The organism is bacterium (assembly GCA_018814885.1).
GTDB lineage: Bacteria > Krumholzibacteriota > Krumholzibacteriia > LZORAL124-64-63 > LZORAL124-64-63 > JAHIYU01.
This window is the reverse complement of sequence record JAHIYU010000143.1, coordinates 60,010-80,631: the sequence shown is the minus strand read 5'-3', so window position 1 is coordinate 80,631 and position 20,622 is coordinate 60,010. Positions and strand designations below refer to the sequence as shown.

Here is a 20,622-nt window from a genome sequence, read left to right as displayed (position 1 = left end):
ACATACCGAAACCTCACGCACCCCGACATGATCACACCTGGCGGGCCACAAGTCGGGAAATGGGGGGTCGTGACGGTCAACCGGCAACTTCCGGCTGAATATAGAGATTGCCGAAAGCCCTGTCAACCTAATGTGTTCCACCATTCCGGAGCACGACGGGACAACGTATCCGACGACCGCCGGCCGCGTCCTGCAGCGTCGGTTTCTCGAGCGTGCACGAGGGCAGGGCCAGCGGACACCTCGGTGCGAACGCGCAGCCCTCGGGCGGCGGTCCCGCCTCGAGGGGAGCGGACGCCCCGGGTGTCGGCAGACATTCGCCGAGAACCGGCGTCATGGCCACGAGTTCTCGCGTGTAGGGATGCCGTGGCGCTCTGGCGGCCGGCAACTCCTCCACGATCTCGCCGTGGAACATCACCACGATGCGGTGACAGATCGATCGCGCCAGCGGCAGGTCGTGGGTGATCCAGAGCAGGCCCCAACCCTGGGCATCCTGCAGACCAGCCAGCAGGTTCACGATCCGGGACTGCATCACCACGTCGAGCGAAGCGGTCGGTTCGTCGGCGATAAGCAGGCGCGGACGAGCCGCCAGGGCCCGGGCGAGCGCCACGCGCTGGCGCTGGCCTCCGCTGAGCTGGTACGGACGGCGCGCCGCCACGTCGGGGGGCAGGTCGACGTCCCGCAGGAATGCCGCGGCGACGCTGCGCTCCTCTCCCGCCGCGTCGGCGGCTTCGGCGATGGCGCTCCCGCAGGTCTGGCGCGGGTCCAGCGCCGCGCTGGCATCCTGGAAGATCAGCTGGACCAGCCTGGTGGGAACGCCCGGCGGACGGTGCGCGCCGCTCAACCGAAGTTCCCCGCGGACTCCGGCGAGGTGACCGGCCACGGCCAGCGCCAAAGACGTCTTGCCGCAGCCGGACTCGCCCACCAGTGCCACGGATTCGCCCGCGCGGACCGTGAGAGACACGTCGCGCACGGCCGGCCGGGCCTCCCGCCCCCGTCTCCAGAAAGTCCGGCGTCGCGCATGCTCGACCCTCAGGGAATCGACGGCCAGCACGGGGGCGCTCGCCACCGCGGCCGGAGCGCTGCGGGGCGGACTCTTCTCGGGCAACGCCGCCAGGAGTTCGCACGTGCGGGCCTGTGCGGGCGCGGCGAGGACCGACGCCACGGCGCCCTCCTCGACGATGCGCCCCTCGTGGACCACGGCGAGGCGATCGGCGAAACCGCTCACCAGCGAGAGATCGTGCGTGATGAAGAGCATGGCCATGCCGCGCTTGCGGACCACCGTCTGCAGGGTGTCCAGCACGCCGGCCTGTATGGTCACGTCGAGAGCCGTGGTGGGTTCGTCCGCGATCAGGAGGTCCGGGTCGCCGGCCAGGGCCAGGGCCAGCATGACCCGCTGCTTCTGGCCGCCGCTCAGCTGGTGCGGATATCTCTCCCGGACCAACGCCGGCAGGTGCACCTCCGCGAGCAGGGCTCCGGCACGAGCTGCCGCCGCCGGGCGCCCGGCGACACCGCAGGCGCGCACTGTCTCGATGAGCTGGGCGCCCACGGTCCAGACGGGATCGAGGCAGGCGCCCGGATCCTGGAAGATCATGGCGATCTCGCGGCCCAGGCGGGCGCGGTGCGCGCGCCCGCCGTCGAGAGGCTCCCCGCGCCAGGCCAGGCGCCCGGTGACTTCGGCTTCCCGGGGCAGCAGACCGAGGACCGCCAGACCCGTGACCGTCTTCCCGCTGCCGGACACGCCCACCAGGGCCGTGATCCCGCCCGGGAAAAGCGACAGGTCGAGCCCGGACACGGCGCGGACGGGACCCGCGGGGCCCTGGAAAACGACGCAGAGCTTCTCGATGGTCAGCAGTGCGGAGGATCTCATCTGCCCCGCCTCCGCACCCCGCCGCGCGGATCCAGGAGATCCCGGATGCCGTCCCCGAGCAGGTTGTAGGACACCACCATCAGGGTAATGGCCAGGCCGGGGAAGGCGGTCAGCCACCAGGCGTCCAGCAGATGACCCTGGCCGTGCTCGATCATGGCGCCCCAGGAAATCAGGGGCTCCTGGGCGCCCAGTCCGAGGTAGCTCAGGAAAGACTCCAGCAGGACCGCGCTGCCGAGGCGCAGGGTGGCGGCCACCAGGACCAGGGGCAGAACGTGGGGCAGGACGTGCCGCCACGCCAGACGCACGCTCGAGAGTTCGAGTCCGCGGGCCGCGAGGACGAAGTCCCTTTCGCGCAGGGCCAGCGCTTCGGCCCTGACCAGTCGCGCCACGCTCATCCAGCCCGTGATGCCGATCACGACGGTCACCAGGACGAGCGAGGGCGTCGCCACCGCGACCAGCAGCAGGATCAGGAAGATGCGCGGAAAGGCGAGGAAGACGTCCGTCGCCGCCATGAGCGCGCAATCCAGCCAGGCGGGGCCGATGCCCGCCGCCAGACCGATCGACGTGCCCAGCACCACTGCCAGCAGGACACTGAGCCAGCCCACGATCAGCGAGGCGCGGCCGCCGTGCAAGAGACGGCTGAGCACGTCGCGGCCGAGCACGTCCGTACCGAGGGGGTGTCTGAAGCTGGGGGCCCGGAGATGCGTCTCGGCGCCACCCACGGCGCTGGGATCGTCCGGCGAGAGGGGACCGGCGGACACGGCCAGCACCACGATGAGCAGGACGATGGCCAATCCCCAGCGCGACGAGGCGTCCAGCCTTCTCAGCAGCCCCGGACCGCCCCGCACTGCGTCGCGGCTCATGACCGCCCCCCCCCGCCCAGACGGATCCTCGGGTCCACACAGCCATAGGCGATGTCGGCGAGCAGGTTGCCGAGCACCACCATGACGGCCGAGAGCGCCGTCGCACCCATGATCACGGGGTAATCGCGCGCGAAGATGGCTTCGACGGCGAGCCGCCCCATGCCGGGCCAGGCGAAGACGGTCTCGGTCACGACGGCGCCCCCCAGCAGGAACGGCAGGTTCAGCCCCACCAGCGTCACGGCCGGCAACAGGGCGTTGCGCACGGCGTGCCGCCAGACGACCGCCCGCTCGGACAGGCCGCGCGCCCGCGCGGCGAGGATGAAATCGCTGGCGAGCACGTCGACGAGACTGCTGCGCAGGTACCGCGCGGTGCCGGCGGCCGAGGCCACGCCGAGCACCAGCACCGGCATTACGAGATGGCGCATCGTGTCCCAGAGGCGCGCCGGCCAGGCCATGAGCGCCGCGTCGGGCGCATGCATGCCTCCCGCCGGCAGCCAGCCGAGCGCGCGCGAGAAGATCAGGATGAGCATCAGGCCGAGCCAGAAGGCGGGCAGGGAATACAGCGCCAGCGCGGCGGCGGTCGCCCCCCTCTCGGCCCGCGTCCCCTTGCGGCGGGCCATCCAGACCCCGCCCCACACCGCGAGGGCGAGATGCACCGCGTAGGCGCTGACGGTCAGCAGCAGCGTGTTGGGAATCGCGTCGGCCAGCAGCGTGGTGACGGGCCGATGATACTGCATGCTGCGGCCGAGGTCGCCGCGCAGCAGCGCGTTGGCGAGCCAGCGGTGGTACTGGACGTGCAACGGCGCGTCCAGGCCCAGCCTCGCGCGCACCTGATCGCGTTGCAGCGATCCCAGGTCGGGGTCGAGATGCAGTTCGGCCGGATCGCCGGGAGCGAGACGCACCACGAAGAACACCGCCGTCAACAGGGCGAGCACGAGCAGCGCCGAACCCGCCAGACGCCGGAGCATGTAACCGGTCATGGCATGGCTTTCCTCGTCAAGGGCATGGCTGAGTCTAGGAACGCCGCTCGGGCCGGTCAAGCGAAGTCGCAGATTGCTTCCCGCCGCGTGCAGCCTGCAGCAGCGCCGAGCGCGGGCGGGCGACCTCGTTGCGGTCTGCAATGCCCATTCGGCCGGCGGCACTCCCCGCGATGGCTCGCGATGGACGTGCGTTCCCCATGGCTCCCCGCGGGATCCCCCGCGACGATCGACGGTCGCGCGGCACGACTCTTTCATCTGCGGACCGCACAGCCAACAGTCGTCAGACAGGGGAGAGACGGATGCCATCGCGAAACAGGAAAAAGACCGGGCCACGCGCCAGGCCGTCCGTGGCGGCCGCCTGCATGTGCGGGATCGCACTGGCGCTGGCGGCGGGTTGCACCATCGAGGATCCGGCGCTGCCCACCTTCTCCACCCGCCTGGCGATCCCCGTCGGGACGCACGACCTGACTGTCGCAGAGCTGATCGCCGACCAGGAGTACCTCCACGCCGGCGAGGATTCGCTCCTCTTCTTCCGCGTGGAGGGCGACACCACGTCGGTCGTGCTCGATCTCGACCTCAGCGCCGATCTGGAGTCCATCAACACCGAGGCGACCATCGGCGCGGTCGAGCTCGACGACCCGGAGCCCCTGTCGTACACCTTCTCGCTCGTCGAGATCTGGCCGGCGGCGGGATCCCTGCCCCCGGGCTTCTACCCGGTGCCGGCGATCACCTTCGACGTGCAGGGCGATCCTCTCGTGATCGACGGTTTCGACCACGCCCACGTCTCTGCGGGGATCATCTCGCTGACCCTGCACAACGAGCTGCCCATACCCCTCTCGGGAGACTCCCCCCCGGAGACCATCACGGCCGAGGTGGTGCACCCCGTGACGGGCGCGGTGATCGCCGCGCTCGCGTTCGACGCGGAGATCGCTCCGGGCGCCGAAGCCGCGGCCGTCGCGGACCTCGCCGACGTCGATCTGCCCGGCAGCCTGGGCATCCGCCTGACCGGCGGTTCGGCCGGTTCCGCCGGCGCCGGCATCGGACCCGACGCCTCCCTCAGCGTGTCGCTGTCCATCGGGGATCTCGTGGTGGACGAAGCGCGGGCGGCCATCGGCCACCAGTCCTTCCAGGAGACCGGCAGCGTGGCCCTGCCGGACTCGCTGCGCATCATCGAAGCGATCGTGGCCAGCGGCGTCATGAACGTCACCCTGATGAGCGGCCTGCCCGTCCCCGCGACGGTCTACCTGTACTTCGACGATTTCGAGACGGCGGCCGGCGCCCCCTACCTGCTGACCTTCGCGATGCCGCGCAACGGCACCGAAGTCACGCAGGCCGACCTGGCCGGCGCGCGCATCACTGCCGGCGGCGGCGCGCCGCTGGACTCGTTGACCTACACGGTGGGCGTGGTCTCTCCCGGCAGCGACGGCGAACTCGTGGACATCGCCTCCTGGATGCGCATCTCCGCGCAGATGGACGCCACCACGCTGGCCATCGGCGAGGTCACCGGCCTCATACCCGCGCGCAGTTTCGAGTTCGAGCCGATGACCCAGGAAATCGACATCCCCGACGAGCTGGACGGCCTGCAACTGCCCGCGGCCACCCTGGTCATCGAACTGTTCAACGGCACGGGCATCGGCGGCGACATCGATCTGCGGCTCACCGGGCGCAACGCGAGCGGCGAGACCGCGTCCCTCGCGGCCACGGCCGGCATCGCGCCGGCGCGCGACGGGGAGCCGGCCAAGACGACCATCCTGCTGGACGAGACCAACAGCACCATCGCGGACCTGTTGAGCATCCTGCCGGTGAGCTTCACCTTCAGCGGCGCCGTGAGCGTCGGCGGCGACGACGAGATCGGCACGGTGCGCCCCGGTGACCAGGCGCGAGCGGTCTGGCGGGCCGACGCGCCCCTGCGCCTGGTGATCGACGACGCCGAGATCGACCGCGAATCCGAGCCCCTGGATCTCGACGATGAGCTTCGCCGCAACCTCGAGGAGCATCTGCTGGCGGCGGAGATCGTCACCGAGATCGACAACCATTTCCCCTTCGGCCTCGATGTGCTGTTCCTGGTGGGACCGGATTCGGCATCCGCACTGGACGACCCCGAACTGGTCATCGGCCCCCTGTCCGTGGCGGCGGGCTCGATCGACGAGACGACCCATTACGTGCGGGAGTCCGTCACGATCCGACACGTCATCACGCTGGACGCCGCGCAGGTCCGGGCCTTCACGCGCCCGGGGGCCTGCACGGCCCTGCGCGCCCTGATCCCCGGCACCGATGGCCGTGAAGTGGTCTTGCGCTGGGGCGACATGCTGTCCGCCCGCGGGGCCCTGGCCGCGGAAATCCTGATCGACGACGACTGATCCGTGCCGGCGCGGAAGGAGATCGGCTTGAACGACAACACAGAGACGAGACAACGTCGATCGCCGCCGTCGCATCCTGGCGCGACGGCCGCGCTGGCCGGTTCGCTCTGCGCGCTGCTCTGCCTCTGCGGCCAGGCGCTGGGACAGGGACAGGTCAGGGCCATGGGCATGTCCGGCGCCTACACGGCGGCGTCCCGCGGCCTGGACGCCGTCGACTGGAATCCGGCGAACCTCGCGCTGGACGTCGAGGATGGTCTCTCGCTGGGGATCGCATCGGTCTCGCTCGACCTCAACAACAACGCCTTCTCCCTGGCCCGCTACAACGAGATCAGCGGCGCCGTCCTGACCGAGGCCGACAAGCAGGAACTGCTGGACGACATTCCCGCCGAGGGATTCATCCTGGACGCAAACGTGCGGGCTTCCGCACTGGGGGTAAGCACGGGTCCGCTGGCCTTGACCTTCCAGGGCATCGCCGGCGGCACGGGCACCCTGGACAAGGACTTCTTCGACCTGATCCTGATGGGCAACGAGATCGGCCAGAGCTTCTCGTTCGAGGATACCGACGGCGAGGCCTACGCCGTGGGCGCGGCCACCCTGTCGGTCGCCACGCCCCTGCTCACGCGCCGGACCTACCGTCTCTCCGCCGGCGTGAACGCCCGCTACCTGTACGGGCTATACGATTTCACCGTGGAGGAGGCCGGCGGCGGCATCACGGCAGACATGGAGGGCGTGCGCGGCGAGGCCACCGCTGCCGTGCTCATGTCCCGGGGCGGGAGCGGGTACGCGGTGGACGCCGGCCTGGCCCTGCAGGTCCCCCGCGGCTGGACGGTCGGCCTTGCCATGAGCAACGTGGCCAGCCGCCTGACGTGGGACGAGGACGTGGAACGCCGCGTATGGAGCGCCAAGGGGGACTCGGTCACCGCCACCAGCGGCGACATGGACGCGCACATCACCGAGAGCGACACCACCTACGCCGCCGCGGCATACGCGCGGACCTTGCCCGCCGTGGTGCGCCTGGGCGCGAGCAACACGCTCGGCTCGTTCCTGCTGGGCTGCGACCTGTCCCGCGGCGTGGCGAAGAGGGCCGGCGTGTCCGACAAACTGGCCCTGGATATCGGCGTGGAGTGGCGCCTCGCGTCCTGGCTGCAGCCGAGGTTAGGGCTTGGCTTCGGCGGCGAGGTCCGGCGCGCGGCGGCGGGTCTAGGTCTGAACCTGGGCGCCGTCCGCTGGGATCTCGCGGTGGCGAACCGCGGCCAATTCTTCCCCAACAACACCAAGGGTCTGGCCTTCGCCTCGGGGCTGGCGCTGGACTTCTGATTCAGGCGCCCCCGGCGTACGTCCCGCAGCGGAAGGTCTCGGCGAAGGCCTCGACCAGGGCGTCCGCGAAGCCGTCCAGATCCGCGACGGCCAATTCTCGGCCCAGCAACTGCGCGAGATCCGTCGTCGCCGCCCGCAGGCGCGCGCGTTGTTCCTGGCCGTCGACATCCCCCCGCAGACAGGCGAGCAGATCGACGTGGCCCTGGCCGGTCAGGATGGAGCCGTGCTGCAGGAAACCGGACGCCAGCCGGCGCTGCGCCGAACCGATCAGCTTGCGTCCGCCCACGGTGATCTCGTGACGGCCGGCCGACGCGAAGCAGACGGCGTCCCGCGCGGCGGCCAGGGATTCGCCGGCGGAGACGTCGGGAGAGAGTCCCAGCCGCCGCACGAACAGCAGGAGGGCGGAATTGACCGACGCGTAGGCTGCGTGCAGCGAATCGCCGAAGAGGGCGGAACGGGCATCACCGACCACGGCGTAGGTCAGCTCGTCGGCGTGCAGGATGGCGCGCCCGCCCGTGGGACGGCGCACCAGGCCGTAGCCCCGGCGCGCCACGGCCTCGGCATCGAAGTCTGCCGCGCGCTGGTGGTAGCCGTAGCTGACCGCCGGCGGCGACCAGCGATAGAGGCGCAGGACGGGATCGTCGCCGGGACGGTGGGCCTCGAGCAAGCGGGCGTCGGCCGCCATGTTCTCGGCACCGCTGCGGGCGCCGTCGCGGATCACGCGCAGGCGCATCGCGGCTACCCGCAGTTGCAGGGCCCGAGCCAGCGCAGGTCGGGCTTGCGGGCTGCGCCGGCCTCGTCGAGGCGCGACACGGGCGTGACGAGCGGGGCCTGGTGGAGCAGTTCGGGCTCTTCCTCGGCTTCGCGGCGAATGGTGCGCATGATCTCCACGAACGCGTCCAGGGTCTCCTTGGACTCGGTCTCCGTGGGTTCGATCATAAGGGCCTCCTCGACGATCAGGGGGAAGTAGATCGTCGGCGCATGCACGCCGTAGTCCAGCAGGCGCTTGGCGATGTCCAGGGTGCGGACCCCGTACTTCTCCCGCCAGTCCACGCCCGAGGCGATGAACTCGTGCAGGCAGCCGTCGCCATGTTCCACCTGCAGGATCCCCTCGAGCCGCACGCGCAGGTAGTTGGCGTTGAGCACGGCGCGCTCGGCGACCCGGGTCAGCCCGTCGCCGCCGAGACGCAGGATGTAGGCCAGCGCCCGCAGGCAAACGCCGATGTTGCCGTAAAAGGAGTGGATGCTCGGCCGCCCCTCCGTCTCGTCGCGGACCAGGCCGTAGACGCCGTCGGCCGCCACGATCTCGGGACCGGGCAGATAGGGAGCCAGTTCCGACACGACGCAGATGGGGCCCGCGCCGGGGCCGCCGCCGCCGTGGGGCGTCGAGAAGGTCTTGTGCAGGTTCAGGTGGACCACGTCGAAGCCCATGTGGGCGGGTTTGGCCTTGCCCAGGATGGCGTTGAGATTGGCGCCGTCCATGTAGAGGCGCCCGCCGGCCTCGTGCACGATGCGCGCCACCTCGACGATGTCGGTCTCGAAGAGACCGAGGGTGTTCGGGTTGGTGATCATGATGCCCGCGGTCGTCGGCCCGGCGGCCGCGCGCAGGACATCCAGATCGAGGCGCCCGTCGGGGCGGGACTCGAGGGTGACGGGTTTCATGCCGGCCATGACCACCGAGGCCGGGTTGGTGCCGTGCGCCGAGTCGGGGATGAGGACCTCCAGGCGGTCGGCGTCGCCGTTGGCGAGATGGAAGGCGCGGATGGTCAGCATGCCCAGGAATTCGCCGTGTGCGCCGGCGGCCGGCTGCAGGCTGCACGCGTCGAAGCCCGTGATCTCGCAAAGGGCGTCCTGCAGCAGCTTGCAGGCGCAGAGCAGGCCCTGGATGTCGGCCTCATCCTGCTCCGGATGAAGGGTCGCGAAGCCGGGCAGGGCCGCAACGCGTTCGTTGAGCCGCGGGTTGTACTTCATGGTGCAGCTGCCCAGGGGATACATGCCGCGCTCGATATGGTGGTTGAGGATCGAGAGGCGCGTGTAGTGGCGCATCACCTCCGGCTCCGAGAGCGAGGGCAGATCGCAGGGCTCCGCACGGCGCAGGGATGCGGGCAGGGTGGCGTCCACGTCGTCGCCGTGCCAGACCGGCGGCATCACGCCCCGGCGCCCGGCGCCTCCCTTGGCGAACAGGTTGTCCTGCAGGTCGGCGCCCCAGCGTCCGCATTCGTCGCACTTGCTGGCGTCAGTCATCGCCCCGCGCCTCCAGGTAATCCCGCACCAGGTTTCCGTACGTCTCGATCTCGTCGGCCGTACGGCGCTCCGTGACCGCCACCAGCAGATCCCCCGCGCCGCAGCCGGCGAAACCGTCCAGGGGGATGCCGGCCAGCACGCCGTGCCCGCGGGCGAATGCCGCGAACGCGCTGGCGGAACCAGGCAGCCGGACCACCAGTTCGTTGAAGACCGGGCCCTCGCAGGGGAAGGTCGGACCGTCGATGCGGCCGAGCACGGCGCGCAGGGCGGCGGCGCGCTTGAGGTTCGCCTCGCCCAGCGCCTTGAATCCCTCCGCGCCGAGCAGGGCCAGCGTGATCGCGGCGCGCGTCATGTTCAAGCCCTGGTTGGTGCAGATGTTCGACGTGGCCTTCTCGCGACGGATGTGCTGCTCGCGCGTCTGCAGGGTGAGCACGTAGCCGGTGCGCCCCTTGCTATCGACGGTGCGTCCGGCGACGCGGCCGGGGATCTGCCGCTTCAGATCCTCGGTGCAGGCCAGGAAACCGAGCAGCGGACCGCCCCAGCTGCAGGGTATCCCGAAGGGCTGCGCCTCGCCCACGACGATCGAGGCGCCGTAGGAGGCCGGCGGCCTGACGACCGACAGTGAGACGGGGTTGACGAGGGCGATCAGCAGGGCGCCGCTGGCGCCGAGGGCGGCCGCGAGCTCGTCCACGGGCTCGAGCCGTCCCAGGTAGTTGGGCGTCTGCAGGACGACCGCAGCCGTCGTCTCGTCCACCAGCCCGGCCAGCCCGGCCGGATCGGTCGCGCCGTCGGCTCCGCGGGGGGCGGTCAGGATATCCGCGCCTCCCTCCTTCAGGTAGGTCTCGACGACACGCCGATAACGCGGATTGAGCGTCTCCGGCAGGATCACCTTGCCGCGCCCGGTCTTCGCCAGCGCCATCAGCAACGCCTCGACGAGGGCCGTGGCGCCGTCGTACAGGCTGGCGTTGGCCACCGGCAACCCCGTCAGCCGGCTCACGAATGTCTGCCACTCGTAGATGACCTGCAGCGTCCCCTGCGAGACCTCCGGCTGGTACGGCGTGTAGGCGGTGAGGAACTCGCTGCGGCTCGACAGGGCGTCCACTGCGGCCGGGATGTACGTGTCGTAGACGCCGCCGCCCATGAAGGACACGAGTTCGTCCTGTCCGACGTTAAAGGCGGCCAGGTTGCTCATGACGCGCCAGACCTCTTCTTCGGACAGCGAAGCGGGCAGGCCGAGCCCCGCGCGAGCCCTCACCGCGGCGGGGATGGCGGCGAACAGATCCTCGACGTCCGGCAAGCCGACCGCGTCGAGCATGGCGCGGATGTCCTGTTCCGTGTGCGGCGTGTAGGGCATGGGCGGCTCAGCCTCCGATCATGGCATCGTAGTCCGCGGCGGACAGCAGGTTGTCCAGCTCGCCGTGATCGGAGAACTGCAGCTTGAACAGCCAGCCGTCGTCCAGCGGCGATTCGTTGACGAGCTCCGGCGCGTCGAGCACGGCCTCGTTGATCTCCACGATCTCCCCCGTCAGGGGGCAGTAGAGATCCTCCACGGACTTGACCGTCTCGATCGTACCGACGGCATCGCCCTGCCCGACCTGGGCGCCGGGTTCGGGGAGTTCGATGAAGACCACGTCGCCGAGCTCCGTGGCGGCGTATTCCGTCACGCCCACGGTGGCGATGTTACTCTCGATCATCACCCATTCGTGTTCCTTGCTGTAGATACGATCGTCGGACGTCATTCTCCTGCCTCCTCAAGGGGTTGGCTGGCCACGTGCGGCGCGGGGGTCGCCCTTGACCCGGGGCGCCAGGAATGGCACGGAGGTCACGGTGGCGGGATACCGCTTGCCGCGCACCTCCACTTCCAGTTCGGCCTCGCCGCGGCCGGTCTCCAGCATGGCGAGGGCGAGGGATCTGTTCAGGGAGGGGCTCTTGGTGCCGCTGGTCACGAAGCCCACCTGTTTGCCCGCCGCGAAGACGGGCGTCTCCTGCCGGGCGATGGGCGCGGGACGGGAGCGGACCCCGGCGGGCGCGCCGTGAACCTCCAGGCCGGCGATGCGTCTCGGCACGCCGGCGCGCTTCTGCGCGCGCAGGGCCTCGGCGCCCACGAACTCGCGGTTCCTCAGACGCACTGCCCAGCCGATGCCGGCTTCCAGCGGCGTCCAGTCACCGCTCAGTTCGTGTCCGTAGAGGCTGTAGCCCATCTCGAAGCGCAGGGTGTCGCGGGCTGCCAGCCCGACGGGTGCGACGCCCAGGTCGTCCCCCTCCGCCAGGAGTTCCTCCCACAGCGGCAAGGCTGCGCGCCAGGGGATGTACAGCTCGTAGCCACGCTCGCCGGTATATCCCGTCCGCGATACGATCCAGTCGTCTTCCGGGCGCGGAAGCACCAAGGCGGCGTAGAAGTCCAGTTCCGTCAGCCGCTCGCGCACATCCGCGAGCGCCGCCAGACGCGACATCAGTACGAGCGACTCGGGACCCTGGACGGCGATCATGGCCGTGCGGGCGCTGGCGTCCTCGGCGGCCACTCCCGCCACGCCGCGCCCGCGCTCGGCGAGCCAGTCGACGATCTTGCCGCGGTTGACGGCATTGCAGACGACCAGCCAGTCGTGGTCGGCCAGGCGGTAGATCAGCATGTCGTCCAGGACACCGCCGCCGGGCGCGCACATGGCGGTGTAGACGACTTTGCCCGGCGCGGTACCGGTGATGCGGTTGGTTGACAGGCCGTCCAGCCAGGACTCGACGCCCGCGCCGCGCACGCGCACCTCGCCCATGTGCGAGATGTCGAAGATGCCCACCCCTTCACGCACGGCGGCGTGCTCGAAGTTGAGGCCCTCGAACTGCACCGGCATCTCGAAACCCGCGAACGGCACCATGCGACCGCCGTGCGCACGATGCCATTCCGTCAGGGGCGTTCGCGAAAGTTCCTCTGTGTCGATCGGGTTCAACACTGCTCCTCGGCGGGGGTCACCGCGGCGATTCGCCTCCGCTGCGCGCGGAGCGGCTCGGCGCTGCCAAATCTATGACGAGGCGTCCCGTTAGCCAAGGCCCTTTATGAGCGGGGCGCGGCCAGCCCGCGCAGCATCTCGCCGGTGTAGGAGCCGCGCGCGGCGAGTATCGTCTCCAGGGTCCCCTGCGCCACGACCCGGCCGCCCTCCTCCCCGCCTTCCGGTCCCAGGTCGATGACCCAGTCCGCGCGCCTGATCACCTCGGGGTTGTGCTCGATCACGATGACCGTATGGCCGCGCCCGGTGAGCCGGGCCAGGATGTCCATCAGCCTGTCGACGTCGCAGAAATGCAGTCCGGTGGTCGGTTCGTCCAGGATGTACAGGCTGTTGCCGCCGTTGCCTCGTGCCAGTTCCCGCGACAGCTTCAGGCGCTGGGCCTCGCCGCCGGACAGGGTGGCGCCGGCCTGTCCGAGGCGGAGATAACCCAGCCCGACTCCGTCCATGACCGCCAGGATCTTCCGACAGGACGGAATGTCGCCCAGCAGAGCGAGCGCCTCCTCGACCGTCATCGCCAGCACGTCCGCGACGTTCCGGCCCTTGAAACGGACCTCCAGCGTCTCGGGGTCGTAGCGCTGGCCGCTGCAGACTTCGCACGGCACGTCGACGTCGGGCAGGAAATCCATGCTCAGACGCTTGACGCCGGCCCCCTCGCAGATCGGGCAGCGCCCGCTGCTGGTGTTGAAACTGAAGCGTCCGGCCCCGTAGCCGCGTATTTTTGCCAGCGTCGTCGCCGCATACAGCTTCCGCAGGTGCCCCATCAGACCCGTGTAGGTCGCCGGCGTCGAACGCGGCGAACGCCCGATGGGCGACTGGTCCACCAGGATCACCGACCGCAGGGCCTCATCCCCCTCGAGGGAGACGAAGGGTCCGGATTCGGCTCCCGCGCGGTGCAGGCGTCGGGCCAGCTCTCGGTAGAGGGTGTCGTGGATCGCGGTGCTCTTGCCGGATCCCGACACGCCGGTGATCAGGGTCAACCGGCCCAGCGGTATCTCCAGGTCGATGCCCTTGAGATTGCGGTTGGTCAGCCCGTGCATGCGGAGCCAGGCCTCCGGCTCTGCGCCGCCGGCGACGGGTACGGGGCCCAGCGCCCCCTGCCGCCCGGCCAGGTAGGAGCCGGTGATGCTGTGCAGGTTGGCCGCCACCTCCGCCGGCGTGCCCTGGGCGACGATTTCCCCCCCGTGCTCGCCGGCACCGGGACCGAGGTCGAGCAGGTGGTCGGCCGCGAGCATGATGTCCAGATCGTGCTCCACGACCACGACGCTGTTGCCGCGGTCGCGCAGCTTGCCGAGGATGCCGATCAGGCGGTGGATGTCGCGATGGTGGAGGCCGACGCTGGGCTCGTCGAGGATATAGAGCACGCCGGTCAGACGGGAACCCACCTGGGTGGCCAGACGCACGCGCTGGCCCTCGCCGCCGGATAGCGAGCCGACGCCGCGCGAGAGGCTCAGATAGCCCACGCCGACCTCGCAGAGGAAGCGGACCCGCGCCGTGATCTGTTCCAGGATGGGTTTCGCCACGGCGATCCTGACGGGTTCGGTGAAGGACAGCCCCGCAAACCAGGACAGGAGGTCGGTCAGGGCCAGCTCGCCGACCTCGCCCAGATGCAGGCCGTCCACCCGGACGCTGAGCGCGTCCGCGCAGAGCCGGTAACCGTCGCAGACCGGACACGACTCGGCCGTCAACAGGGACGAGATGCCGGAGCGCACCTTGTCGGAGCGTGTCTCGCGGTGGCGCCGCAGCAGCTCCGGCACCAGGCCCGCCCAGTCCCGCAGGAAGGCGTCGTAGTGCTTGTGCTCTCGCAGCGACGCCTCGATCTCCGGCGACATGCCGTGCAGCAGGACCTCGCGCGCCGTCTCGGCGAGCTCACCCCAGGGCGTGTGCATCGAGAAGCCCAGCGCCCCCGCGAAGGCCTCCACCTGCGTATACAGCCAACCCGACTCCTTGCCCCGCAGATACGACACGGCGCCGCCGCCCAGGGTGAGACCGGGATCGGGCACCAGGCTGCGGACGCTGATGGTCGGCTGGCTGCCCAGGCCCTGGCAGGCCGGGCAGGAGCCGGTCGGGGAATTGAAGGAAAACAGTCGCGGCTCCAGCGGGGCGAAACTGCGTCCGCACGAGGGGCAGCCGGCCTCGCGGCTGTAGAGGGTCGTGCCGCCATCGCCCGTGCGCACCAGGACCGTGCCGTCGGAGAGACCCACCGCTCTCGCGAGGGCTTCCGACAGGCGTTCTTTCACGCCGGGACGATTCACGAGTCCGTCAACGACCACCGCGATCTCGTGCCGCCTGCCCGACGCCAACCGCGGCGGTTCGTCCAGATCGCAGAGCGCGCCGTCGACCAACGCGCGCACGTAGCCCTGCCGGGCCAGGTCCTGCAGCAGTTTCCGGTGCGCGCCCTTCCGCCCGCGCACCACCGGAGCCAAGATCCACAACCGCGTGCCGGCGGGTTGCGAGGCGATGCTGTCCTCGATGGCGGAGAGGGGCAACGCGCCGGCCGGCACCCCGCAGTCCGGACAGATCACGTCGCCGCAGCGGGCGAAGAGCAGACGCAGATAGTTGGCGATCTCGGTGATCGTGCCCACCGTGGAGCGGGGATTGGCGCCCAGCCCCCTCTGGTCTATCGCCAGGGCGGGCGACAGGCCCTCGATGCGGTCCAGATCGGGTTTGGGCAGCTGGTCCAGGAACTGGTGCGCGAAACTCGACAGGCTCTCGATGTAGCGACGCTGCCCCTCGGCGTAGAGGGTGTCGAAGGCCAGCGACGACTTGCCCGAGCCGCTCGGACCGGTGATCACGACCAGCTTGTGGCGGGGCAGTTCGATGTCGAGGTTCTTGAGATTGTGAACCCGAGCGCCCTTGATGGTGATCGCGTCAGACGCCAAGGCTTCCCGCCTACTCTATCACTGCCGGCGCGGCGGTCGTCTCGGCGACCGCAGCGCGTTCGCTGTCCGTCAGTTCATCGAGCCCCGTCAGCACCTCCGCCCGCTTGATGCGCAGGGGCTGCAGGGGGTTGTCGTGCCGGTCCCGCTCGACCGACACGATCTCGTCCACGGTATCCAGGCCCAGCACGACGCGTCCGAACACGGTGTACTTGCCATCCAGGTGGAGCGCTTCGGCCACGCAGATGAAGAACTGGCTGCCGCCCGAGTCCGGACTCTGCGACCGCGCCATCGAGAGCGTGCCGCGCCGGTGGTGGCCGGCATTGAACTCCGCCTTGATCATGGGTTTGTCCACGAATCCCACGTAGCCCTTGTTCGACAGCATGTCGTTGACCTCCGCCACCATCGCCATCTCCTCGGAGCTCAGCACGTCCACCCAGTCCGGACCTCCCTGCCCGTCGTTGCCGCGGTCCTCGTCCTTCGTGTTGGGGTCGCCGCTCTGGATCATGAAGCCCGGAATAACGCGGTGGAAGGCCGTGCCATCGTAGAAGCCGGAACGGCACAGATGGATGTAGTTCTCGACATGCCTCGGGGCGAGCTCGGGGCTCATCTCCAGGAGGATCTCGCCCGCGTCGGTGGACAGGCGGACGTATGTGTCGGCCGCCGACGCAACACCGGCCGTGAGCAGGATCGAGGCGAGCATTGCAATGGCGAACCTTGGCATCTCGGTTGTCCTTTCGCGTAGAGACGGGGAAGCGGCGCGGCCGTCACCGACCCTCATGCATAACACGTCCGGACGCCGAGGGCAACGCCTGCAGTGCGACTTGCCGGAAGAGCGTCAACATACCATCATTGAAGCCGTTCCCGTTCACGACCGGCCCGGGGCCCAGGAGAAGCAATCGTGGAAGAGATGGCATACCTGGACAACGCAGCGACCTCCTATCCGAAGCCCGAAACGGTCTACGCGGCGATGGACGAATTCTACCGCCGCCACGGGGTCAACCCGGGCCGCACGGGCGCCGACGCCGCCGTGGCCGCGGGCGATGTCATCGAGGCCACGCGCGCAGAGCTCTCCGAATTCTTCAACAATCCGGCGCGCGATGCACGCAGGCTGGTCTTCACCTCGAACGCCACCGACTCGCTCAACCTGTGCCTGCAGGGTTTCTGCCGCCCCGGCGACCATGTGGTCTCGACCTGCCTGGAGCACAACTCCTTGCTGCGCCCCCTGCACGAGATGGCCCGCGAGAACCGCATCAGCTTCGATCTCGCGCCCTTCGGCCAGGATGGGTTCGTGGATCCGGCGGCGGTGGCCGATCTCATCCGGCCAGAGACACGTCTGGTGGCCATGACCCACGGTTCGAACGTGCTCGGCACCATCCAGGACGTCGCCGCCGTCGGCGCCATCTGCCGCGAGCGGGGCGTGGCGCTGCTGGTGGACGCCGCCCAGACCGCCGGTTGCGTGCCCATCGACATGGATGCCATGGCCATCGACATGCTCGCGTTCACGGGCCACAAGTCGCTGCTCGGCCCGGTGGGCATCGGCGGCATCGCCGTGGGGCCCGACATCGATCTGCGCAGCACGCGCTGGGGCGGCACGGGCGTCCGCTCGCGGCAGCTCACCCACCTCGAGGAATACCCCTACCGCCTGGAGGCGGGCACCCTGAACACGCTGGGCATCGCCGGCCTGCGCGCCGGTCTGGCGTGGGTCATGGCGCAGGGCCTGGAAGCCATCGCGGCACACGAGAAGGCGCTGGCAGCGAGGTTGTGCGAGGGCTTCTCCGCCCTGCCGGGCTTGCAGCTGCATTGCGCGGTCGCGGACGGCCGCCACACGCCGGTGATCAGCGTCACCCTCGACGGCATGTCCCCCGAGGAGATCGGCCAGCGTCTGGACGTCGACCACGGCGTCATCGTGCGCACGGGGCTGCAGTGCGCCCCCCTGGCCCACGCGGGCATCGGCACGCACGACCTGGGTACGGCGCGTTTCAGTATCGGTCCGCTCAACGAAGAAAATGACATCGACCGGGCCGTGGCGGCGATGGGCGAACTGGCACGGACGGCAGTGGCGAGATAGACCCGGCACGTGGCCGAAAAAGCGCAGGGGCCGCCCATGGGGCGGCCCCTGCGCTTTCGAGAGGCCCGGGGGTCACCGGTTGCGTGCCCAGAGACTTTCCGGCTTGTGCAGTACGATGCGCACGAAGCGGTTCTGCTTGCGGCCCTCCGTCGTCATGTTGTCGCCGATCGGGTGGAAGGGGCCGTAGCTGACCACGGCGAAACGCATGGCGTCCATCTCCAGCGAGTTTGTCATGTAGCGGGTGACGGCCGCGGCGCGGGCGGCGCCAAGCTCCCAGTTGGTTGGCCAGACTTCCTGGAAATCCGGCCAGATCTTCTGGCTGTCGGTATAGCCCTCGATATGGATGTCCCAGGCGGGATACTCGTTGATCGCGTTCCGCAGGGCCTCAAGGGTGGGCACCATCGTGTCGAGGATCATGGTCTGGCCGGAGGCGAAGAGCACCTTGTCGGGGATGGTAACCGTCACCACCTCGCCGAGCTGCTCGACGAGTACGTCCTTCTCGGCCTCCACCTGGGCGATCTGCTCGCGGAGATCGTTGGCCAGTTGCTGCCCTTCGGCGATGGTCGCCTCGCGTTCGGCGACCTGGGCCTGCAGGTCCACGATCGTCGCGTCGCGCTCCGTGAGAAGCTCCTTGTAATCGCTGCACGGTGCGCATCCCCAGGTCGCCGTAAAAGCCAGGACCAGCACTGTCAACAGGACGAATCGCTTCGAGAAAAGCATGTCTCGTCACTCCTTTGCCATGGCGGCAAACATCGCGCGCGGCTCCCTCCGCGCTGGACAGGCCGCTCTTGATCGCATCCATTCCCGTCGGGCCGATGCGTATGCAAATAACGGTCCTGGCGGAGAATCTGCCACAATGTAGCCTGGAACGACATCGAGGGGAAGCACTTTTTGGCCCCGGCGAAGAGCGCTGCCTAGTGGTTGACGAACTCGTAAGTCGATAAAATACCGTTCTCTCCGATCACATCCAGCACATCGCCTTCCAGCAGCTTGAAATTCCCGCTCGGGAGCGGTATGCGCTTCGGCTCCCCGGTCGTCGTCTGCGGCCGACGGTGGACCTGGATCAGATTCAACCGGGCGTCACTCAGCATCCGCAGTTCCGCAAGAGTCCGGCCGCACCACGACTCGCGCACCCGGATGCGCGCCAGGCTGTAGCCCTCGGGGAGCTCCACCATGTTGACGACCGAATCGCGCAACATGTTCTCGGCGAGCCACCTTCCCATCTGGTGCTCGGGCTGGACGACCTGGTCCGCGCCGATCTTCAGCAGGGCCTTGGCCTGGTCCGGCGTCAGCGCCTTGCAGATGATGTGCGGGACGCCGAGTTCCTTGCAGAGCAGGGTGACCATGACGCTCGCCTCGAAATGGTCGCCGATGCCGACGACGACGGCGTCCATGTGCCCGATCTCGAACCGTTCCAGGTTCTCCCGATCGGTGGCGTCGAAGGAGACGGCCACCGAGACGTGGTCCTTGAGCTTGTCCACCAGATGGCGGTCCCGATCGACCGCGAGCACCTCGACGCCTTCATCGTGCAGCGTGCGGGCCACGCTGTCGCCGAAGCGTCCCAGGCCGAATACCGCGACTCGCTTCATCTCGAATCCTCTCCCGGCCCTCTGCGCGCGTACGTGCGCTGCGGGCCGATATCATCTTATCCGTCTCAGCCCACGAGCAGGTCGGTTTCGGCGAAACGGACCGCGTGCTCGCGGGCGGGTCGTACGAGTCCGTACGCCACCGCGAGGGGCCCCAGGCGGCCCAGGAACATCAACAGGACGACCATCACCCGGCCGGTTCCGGACAGCTCGGGGGTCAGGCCGAGCGAAAGGCCCACGGTGCCCATGGCCGACACGGTCTCGAACAGCGTCTCGGTCAGGCCTCTGCCCTCGGTGACGAGCAGCACGAAGAGCGCGACGGTCATCGTCGTGATCCAGGTGGTCAGGATCATGAAGGAGCGGCGGACCGTCAAGGCGCCGATCTCGCGGTCGAAGAGGTGCGGCGCGCTGCCGCCCTTGGCAATCGCCCTCAGGTTGGCCCAGAGCACCGCGACCGTCGTCAGCTTGATGCCGCCGGCCGTGGAACCGGGAGCGGCCCCCACGCACATCAGGACTATGAGGAGCAGCAGGGAGGCGCCGGAGAGATTTGCCAGATCCATCGTGTTGAAGCCGGCCGTGCGCGCGGTGGCCGACTGGAAGAACGCCAGGCCGAGCTTGCCCGGGATCCCTTCGCCCGCGAAGGCGCCGCGCCACTCCAGCGCGGCCAGCAGCATGGTGCCGCCGCACAGCAGGACCACCGTCAGCAGCAGCACGATGCGCGCCTGCACGGACAGTCGGAAACGGCTCCGTCCGGCGCGGGCCCTGCCCAGCAGCCAGCCGCGCAGGTTGGCCGCGACGGGAAAACCCAGTCCGCCCACGATGATGAGCCCCGCCACCGCGTCCACCACCAGCGGGTCGCCCGCCTGCGAGACCAGGGAATCGGAGTTGAGCGAGAAGCCGGCGTTGCAGAAGGCGGATACCGCGTGGAAAGCGGCGTGCCAGAGACGGTCGCCCCGCGCGGGGATGCTGTCGGCCAAGCCGATGTAGAGAACGGCGGTGCCCAGCACCTCGGCTATGATGGTGAACCCGACGATGAAGCGAAGGATCTGTCGGGACTCCCTCAGCACTTGTCCCTCGAAGAGATCGCGCAAAAGGCTGGACTCCCGCAGGCCGATGCCGCGCCCCAGCAGCAGGGAGACCGTGCCCGCCACGGACATCACGCCCAGGCCTCCGAGCTGGATCAGGACCAGGATCACGACCTGTCCGTAGGGTGTGAAATCGACGGCCGTGTCCCGCACGATCAGGCCGGTGACGCAGACGGCCGAGGTCGCGGTGAACAACGCGTCGAGCAGCGGCACGGGTTCGCCCGAGGGGTCGGCGGCGGGGAGTGCGAGGGCCAGAGTGCCGACCGTGATCACGGCGCCCAGACCGAGCACGAAGGCAGAACCGGGCCTGATCCTCAGTTGCCTCTTGAGCTCCCGGCGCTTCATCCCCCTCCTCGGGTTGTCGCGAGCGTTCG

Annotated in this window: 16 protein-coding genes; 3 read left to right on the top strand and 13 right to left on the bottom strand. The window is 69.4% G+C overall.

Annotated features, from left to right (window positions below; translation table 11 throughout):
* Positions 1-127: 127 nt before the first annotated feature.
* From KJ554_10820 to KJ554_10810, 3 genes are read right to left on the bottom strand one after another with little or no spacing between them, the layout of a single operon-like run.
* Entirely contained in the window at positions 128-1,867 is a 1,740-nt protein-coding gene (locus tag KJ554_10820; GenBank protein ID MBU0742828.1) for an ABC transporter ATP-binding protein, read from the bottom strand.
* Positions 1,864-2,730, bottom strand: a complete 867-nt coding sequence (locus KJ554_10815) for an ABC transporter permease (protein MBU0742827.1) — start codon at positions 2,728-2,730, stop codon at positions 1,864-1,866. The genes KJ554_10820 and KJ554_10815 overlap by 4 nt, the downstream gene beginning before the upstream one ends.
* Positions 2,727-3,710 (bottom strand): ABC transporter permease, encoded by a 984-nt coding sequence (locus tag KJ554_10810; protein ID MBU0742826.1) that lies wholly within the window; start codon positions 3,708-3,710, stop codon positions 2,727-2,729. The genes KJ554_10815 and KJ554_10810 overlap by 4 nt, the downstream gene beginning before the upstream one ends.
* A 299-nt stretch (positions 3,711-4,009) precedes the next feature.
* Between KJ554_10810 and KJ554_10805 the strand changes: the two genes are divergently transcribed.
* Positions 4,010-6,070, top strand: coding sequence for a hypothetical protein (locus tag KJ554_10805; protein ID MBU0742825.1), 2,061 nt, complete (start codon positions 4,010-4,012; stop codon positions 6,068-6,070).
* 27 nt (positions 6,071-6,097) lie between these two features.
* Positions 6,098-7,387 carry a hypothetical protein gene (locus KJ554_10800; GenBank protein ID MBU0742824.1) on the top strand — a complete coding sequence of 430 codons (1,290 nt, stop codon included), beginning with the start codon at positions 6,098-6,100 and terminating at the stop codon, positions 7,385-7,387.
* Position 7,388: 1 nt separating this feature from the next.
* Here the strand turns inward: KJ554_10800 and KJ554_10795 are convergent, their stop codons facing one another.
* The 7 genes from KJ554_10795 to KJ554_10765 all read right to left on the bottom strand — a co-directional run bounded on the left by KJ554_10795 (position 7,389) and on the right by KJ554_10765 (position 16,209).
* A complete protein-coding gene (locus KJ554_10795; protein MBU0742823.1) occupies positions 7,389-8,120 on the bottom strand; it encodes a lipoate--protein ligase family protein in 732 nt (243 codons plus the stop codon).
* A gap of 5 nt (positions 8,121-8,125) precedes the next feature.
* On the bottom strand, positions 8,126-9,631 hold the full coding sequence (gcvPB, locus tag KJ554_10790) for an aminomethyl-transferring glycine dehydrogenase subunit GcvPB (protein ID MBU0742822.1): 1,506 nt from the start codon (positions 9,629-9,631) through the stop codon (positions 8,126-8,128).
* Positions 9,624-10,985: an aminomethyl-transferring glycine dehydrogenase subunit GcvPA gene (gene gcvPA / locus KJ554_10785; protein MBU0742821.1), complete on the bottom strand. Its 1,362-nt coding sequence runs from the start codon at positions 10,983-10,985 to the stop codon at positions 9,624-9,626. Before gcvPA ends, gcvPB begins: the two co-directional genes overlap by 8 nt.
* A 7-nt stretch (positions 10,986-10,992) precedes the next feature.
* On the bottom strand, positions 10,993-11,370 hold the full coding sequence (gene gcvH / locus KJ554_10780) for a glycine cleavage system protein GcvH (GenBank protein MBU0742820.1): 378 nt from the start codon (positions 11,368-11,370) through the stop codon (positions 10,993-10,995).
* A 12-nt stretch (positions 11,371-11,382) separates the two neighbouring features.
* On the bottom strand, positions 11,383-12,573 hold the full coding sequence (gene gcvT / locus KJ554_10775; protein MBU0742819.1) for a glycine cleavage system aminomethyltransferase GcvT: 1,191 nt from the start codon (positions 12,571-12,573) through the stop codon (positions 11,383-11,385).
* A gap of 104 nt (positions 12,574-12,677) precedes the next feature.
* Positions 12,678-15,509: an excinuclease ABC subunit UvrA gene (uvrA, locus tag KJ554_10770; protein MBU0742818.1), complete on the bottom strand. Its 2,832-nt coding sequence runs from the start codon at positions 15,507-15,509 to the stop codon at positions 12,678-12,680.
* Between the two features lie 10 nt (positions 15,510-15,519).
* Positions 15,520-16,209 carry a peptidylprolyl isomerase gene (locus KJ554_10765; GenBank protein ID MBU0742817.1) on the bottom strand — a complete coding sequence of 230 codons (690 nt, stop codon included), beginning with the start codon at positions 16,207-16,209 and terminating at the stop codon, positions 15,520-15,522.
* Positions 16,210-16,407: 198 nt separating this feature from the next.
* Between KJ554_10765 and KJ554_10760 the strand changes: the two genes are divergently transcribed.
* Positions 16,408-17,577 (top strand): aminotransferase class V-fold PLP-dependent enzyme, encoded by a 1,170-nt coding sequence (locus KJ554_10760; protein MBU0742816.1) that lies wholly within the window; start codon positions 16,408-16,410, stop codon positions 17,575-17,577.
* A 72-nt stretch (positions 17,578-17,649) separates the two neighbouring features.
* Here the strand turns inward: KJ554_10760 and KJ554_10755 are convergent, their stop codons facing one another.
* From KJ554_10755 to KJ554_10745, 3 genes are all read right to left on the bottom strand, one after another.
* Positions 17,650-18,297: an OmpA family protein gene (locus KJ554_10755; GenBank protein MBU0742815.1), complete on the bottom strand. Its 648-nt coding sequence runs from the start codon at positions 18,295-18,297 to the stop codon at positions 17,650-17,652.
* A 194-nt stretch (positions 18,298-18,491) separates the two neighbouring features.
* A complete protein-coding gene (locus tag KJ554_10750) occupies positions 18,492-19,166 on the bottom strand; it encodes a TrkA family potassium uptake protein (protein MBU0742814.1) in 675 nt (224 codons plus the stop codon).
* A 65-nt stretch (positions 19,167-19,231) separates the two neighbouring features.
* Positions 19,232-20,593, bottom strand: coding sequence for a Trk family potassium uptake protein (locus KJ554_10745; protein ID MBU0742813.1), 1,362 nt, complete (start codon positions 20,591-20,593; stop codon positions 19,232-19,234).
* Between the last annotated feature and the right edge of the window lie 29 nt (positions 20,594-20,622).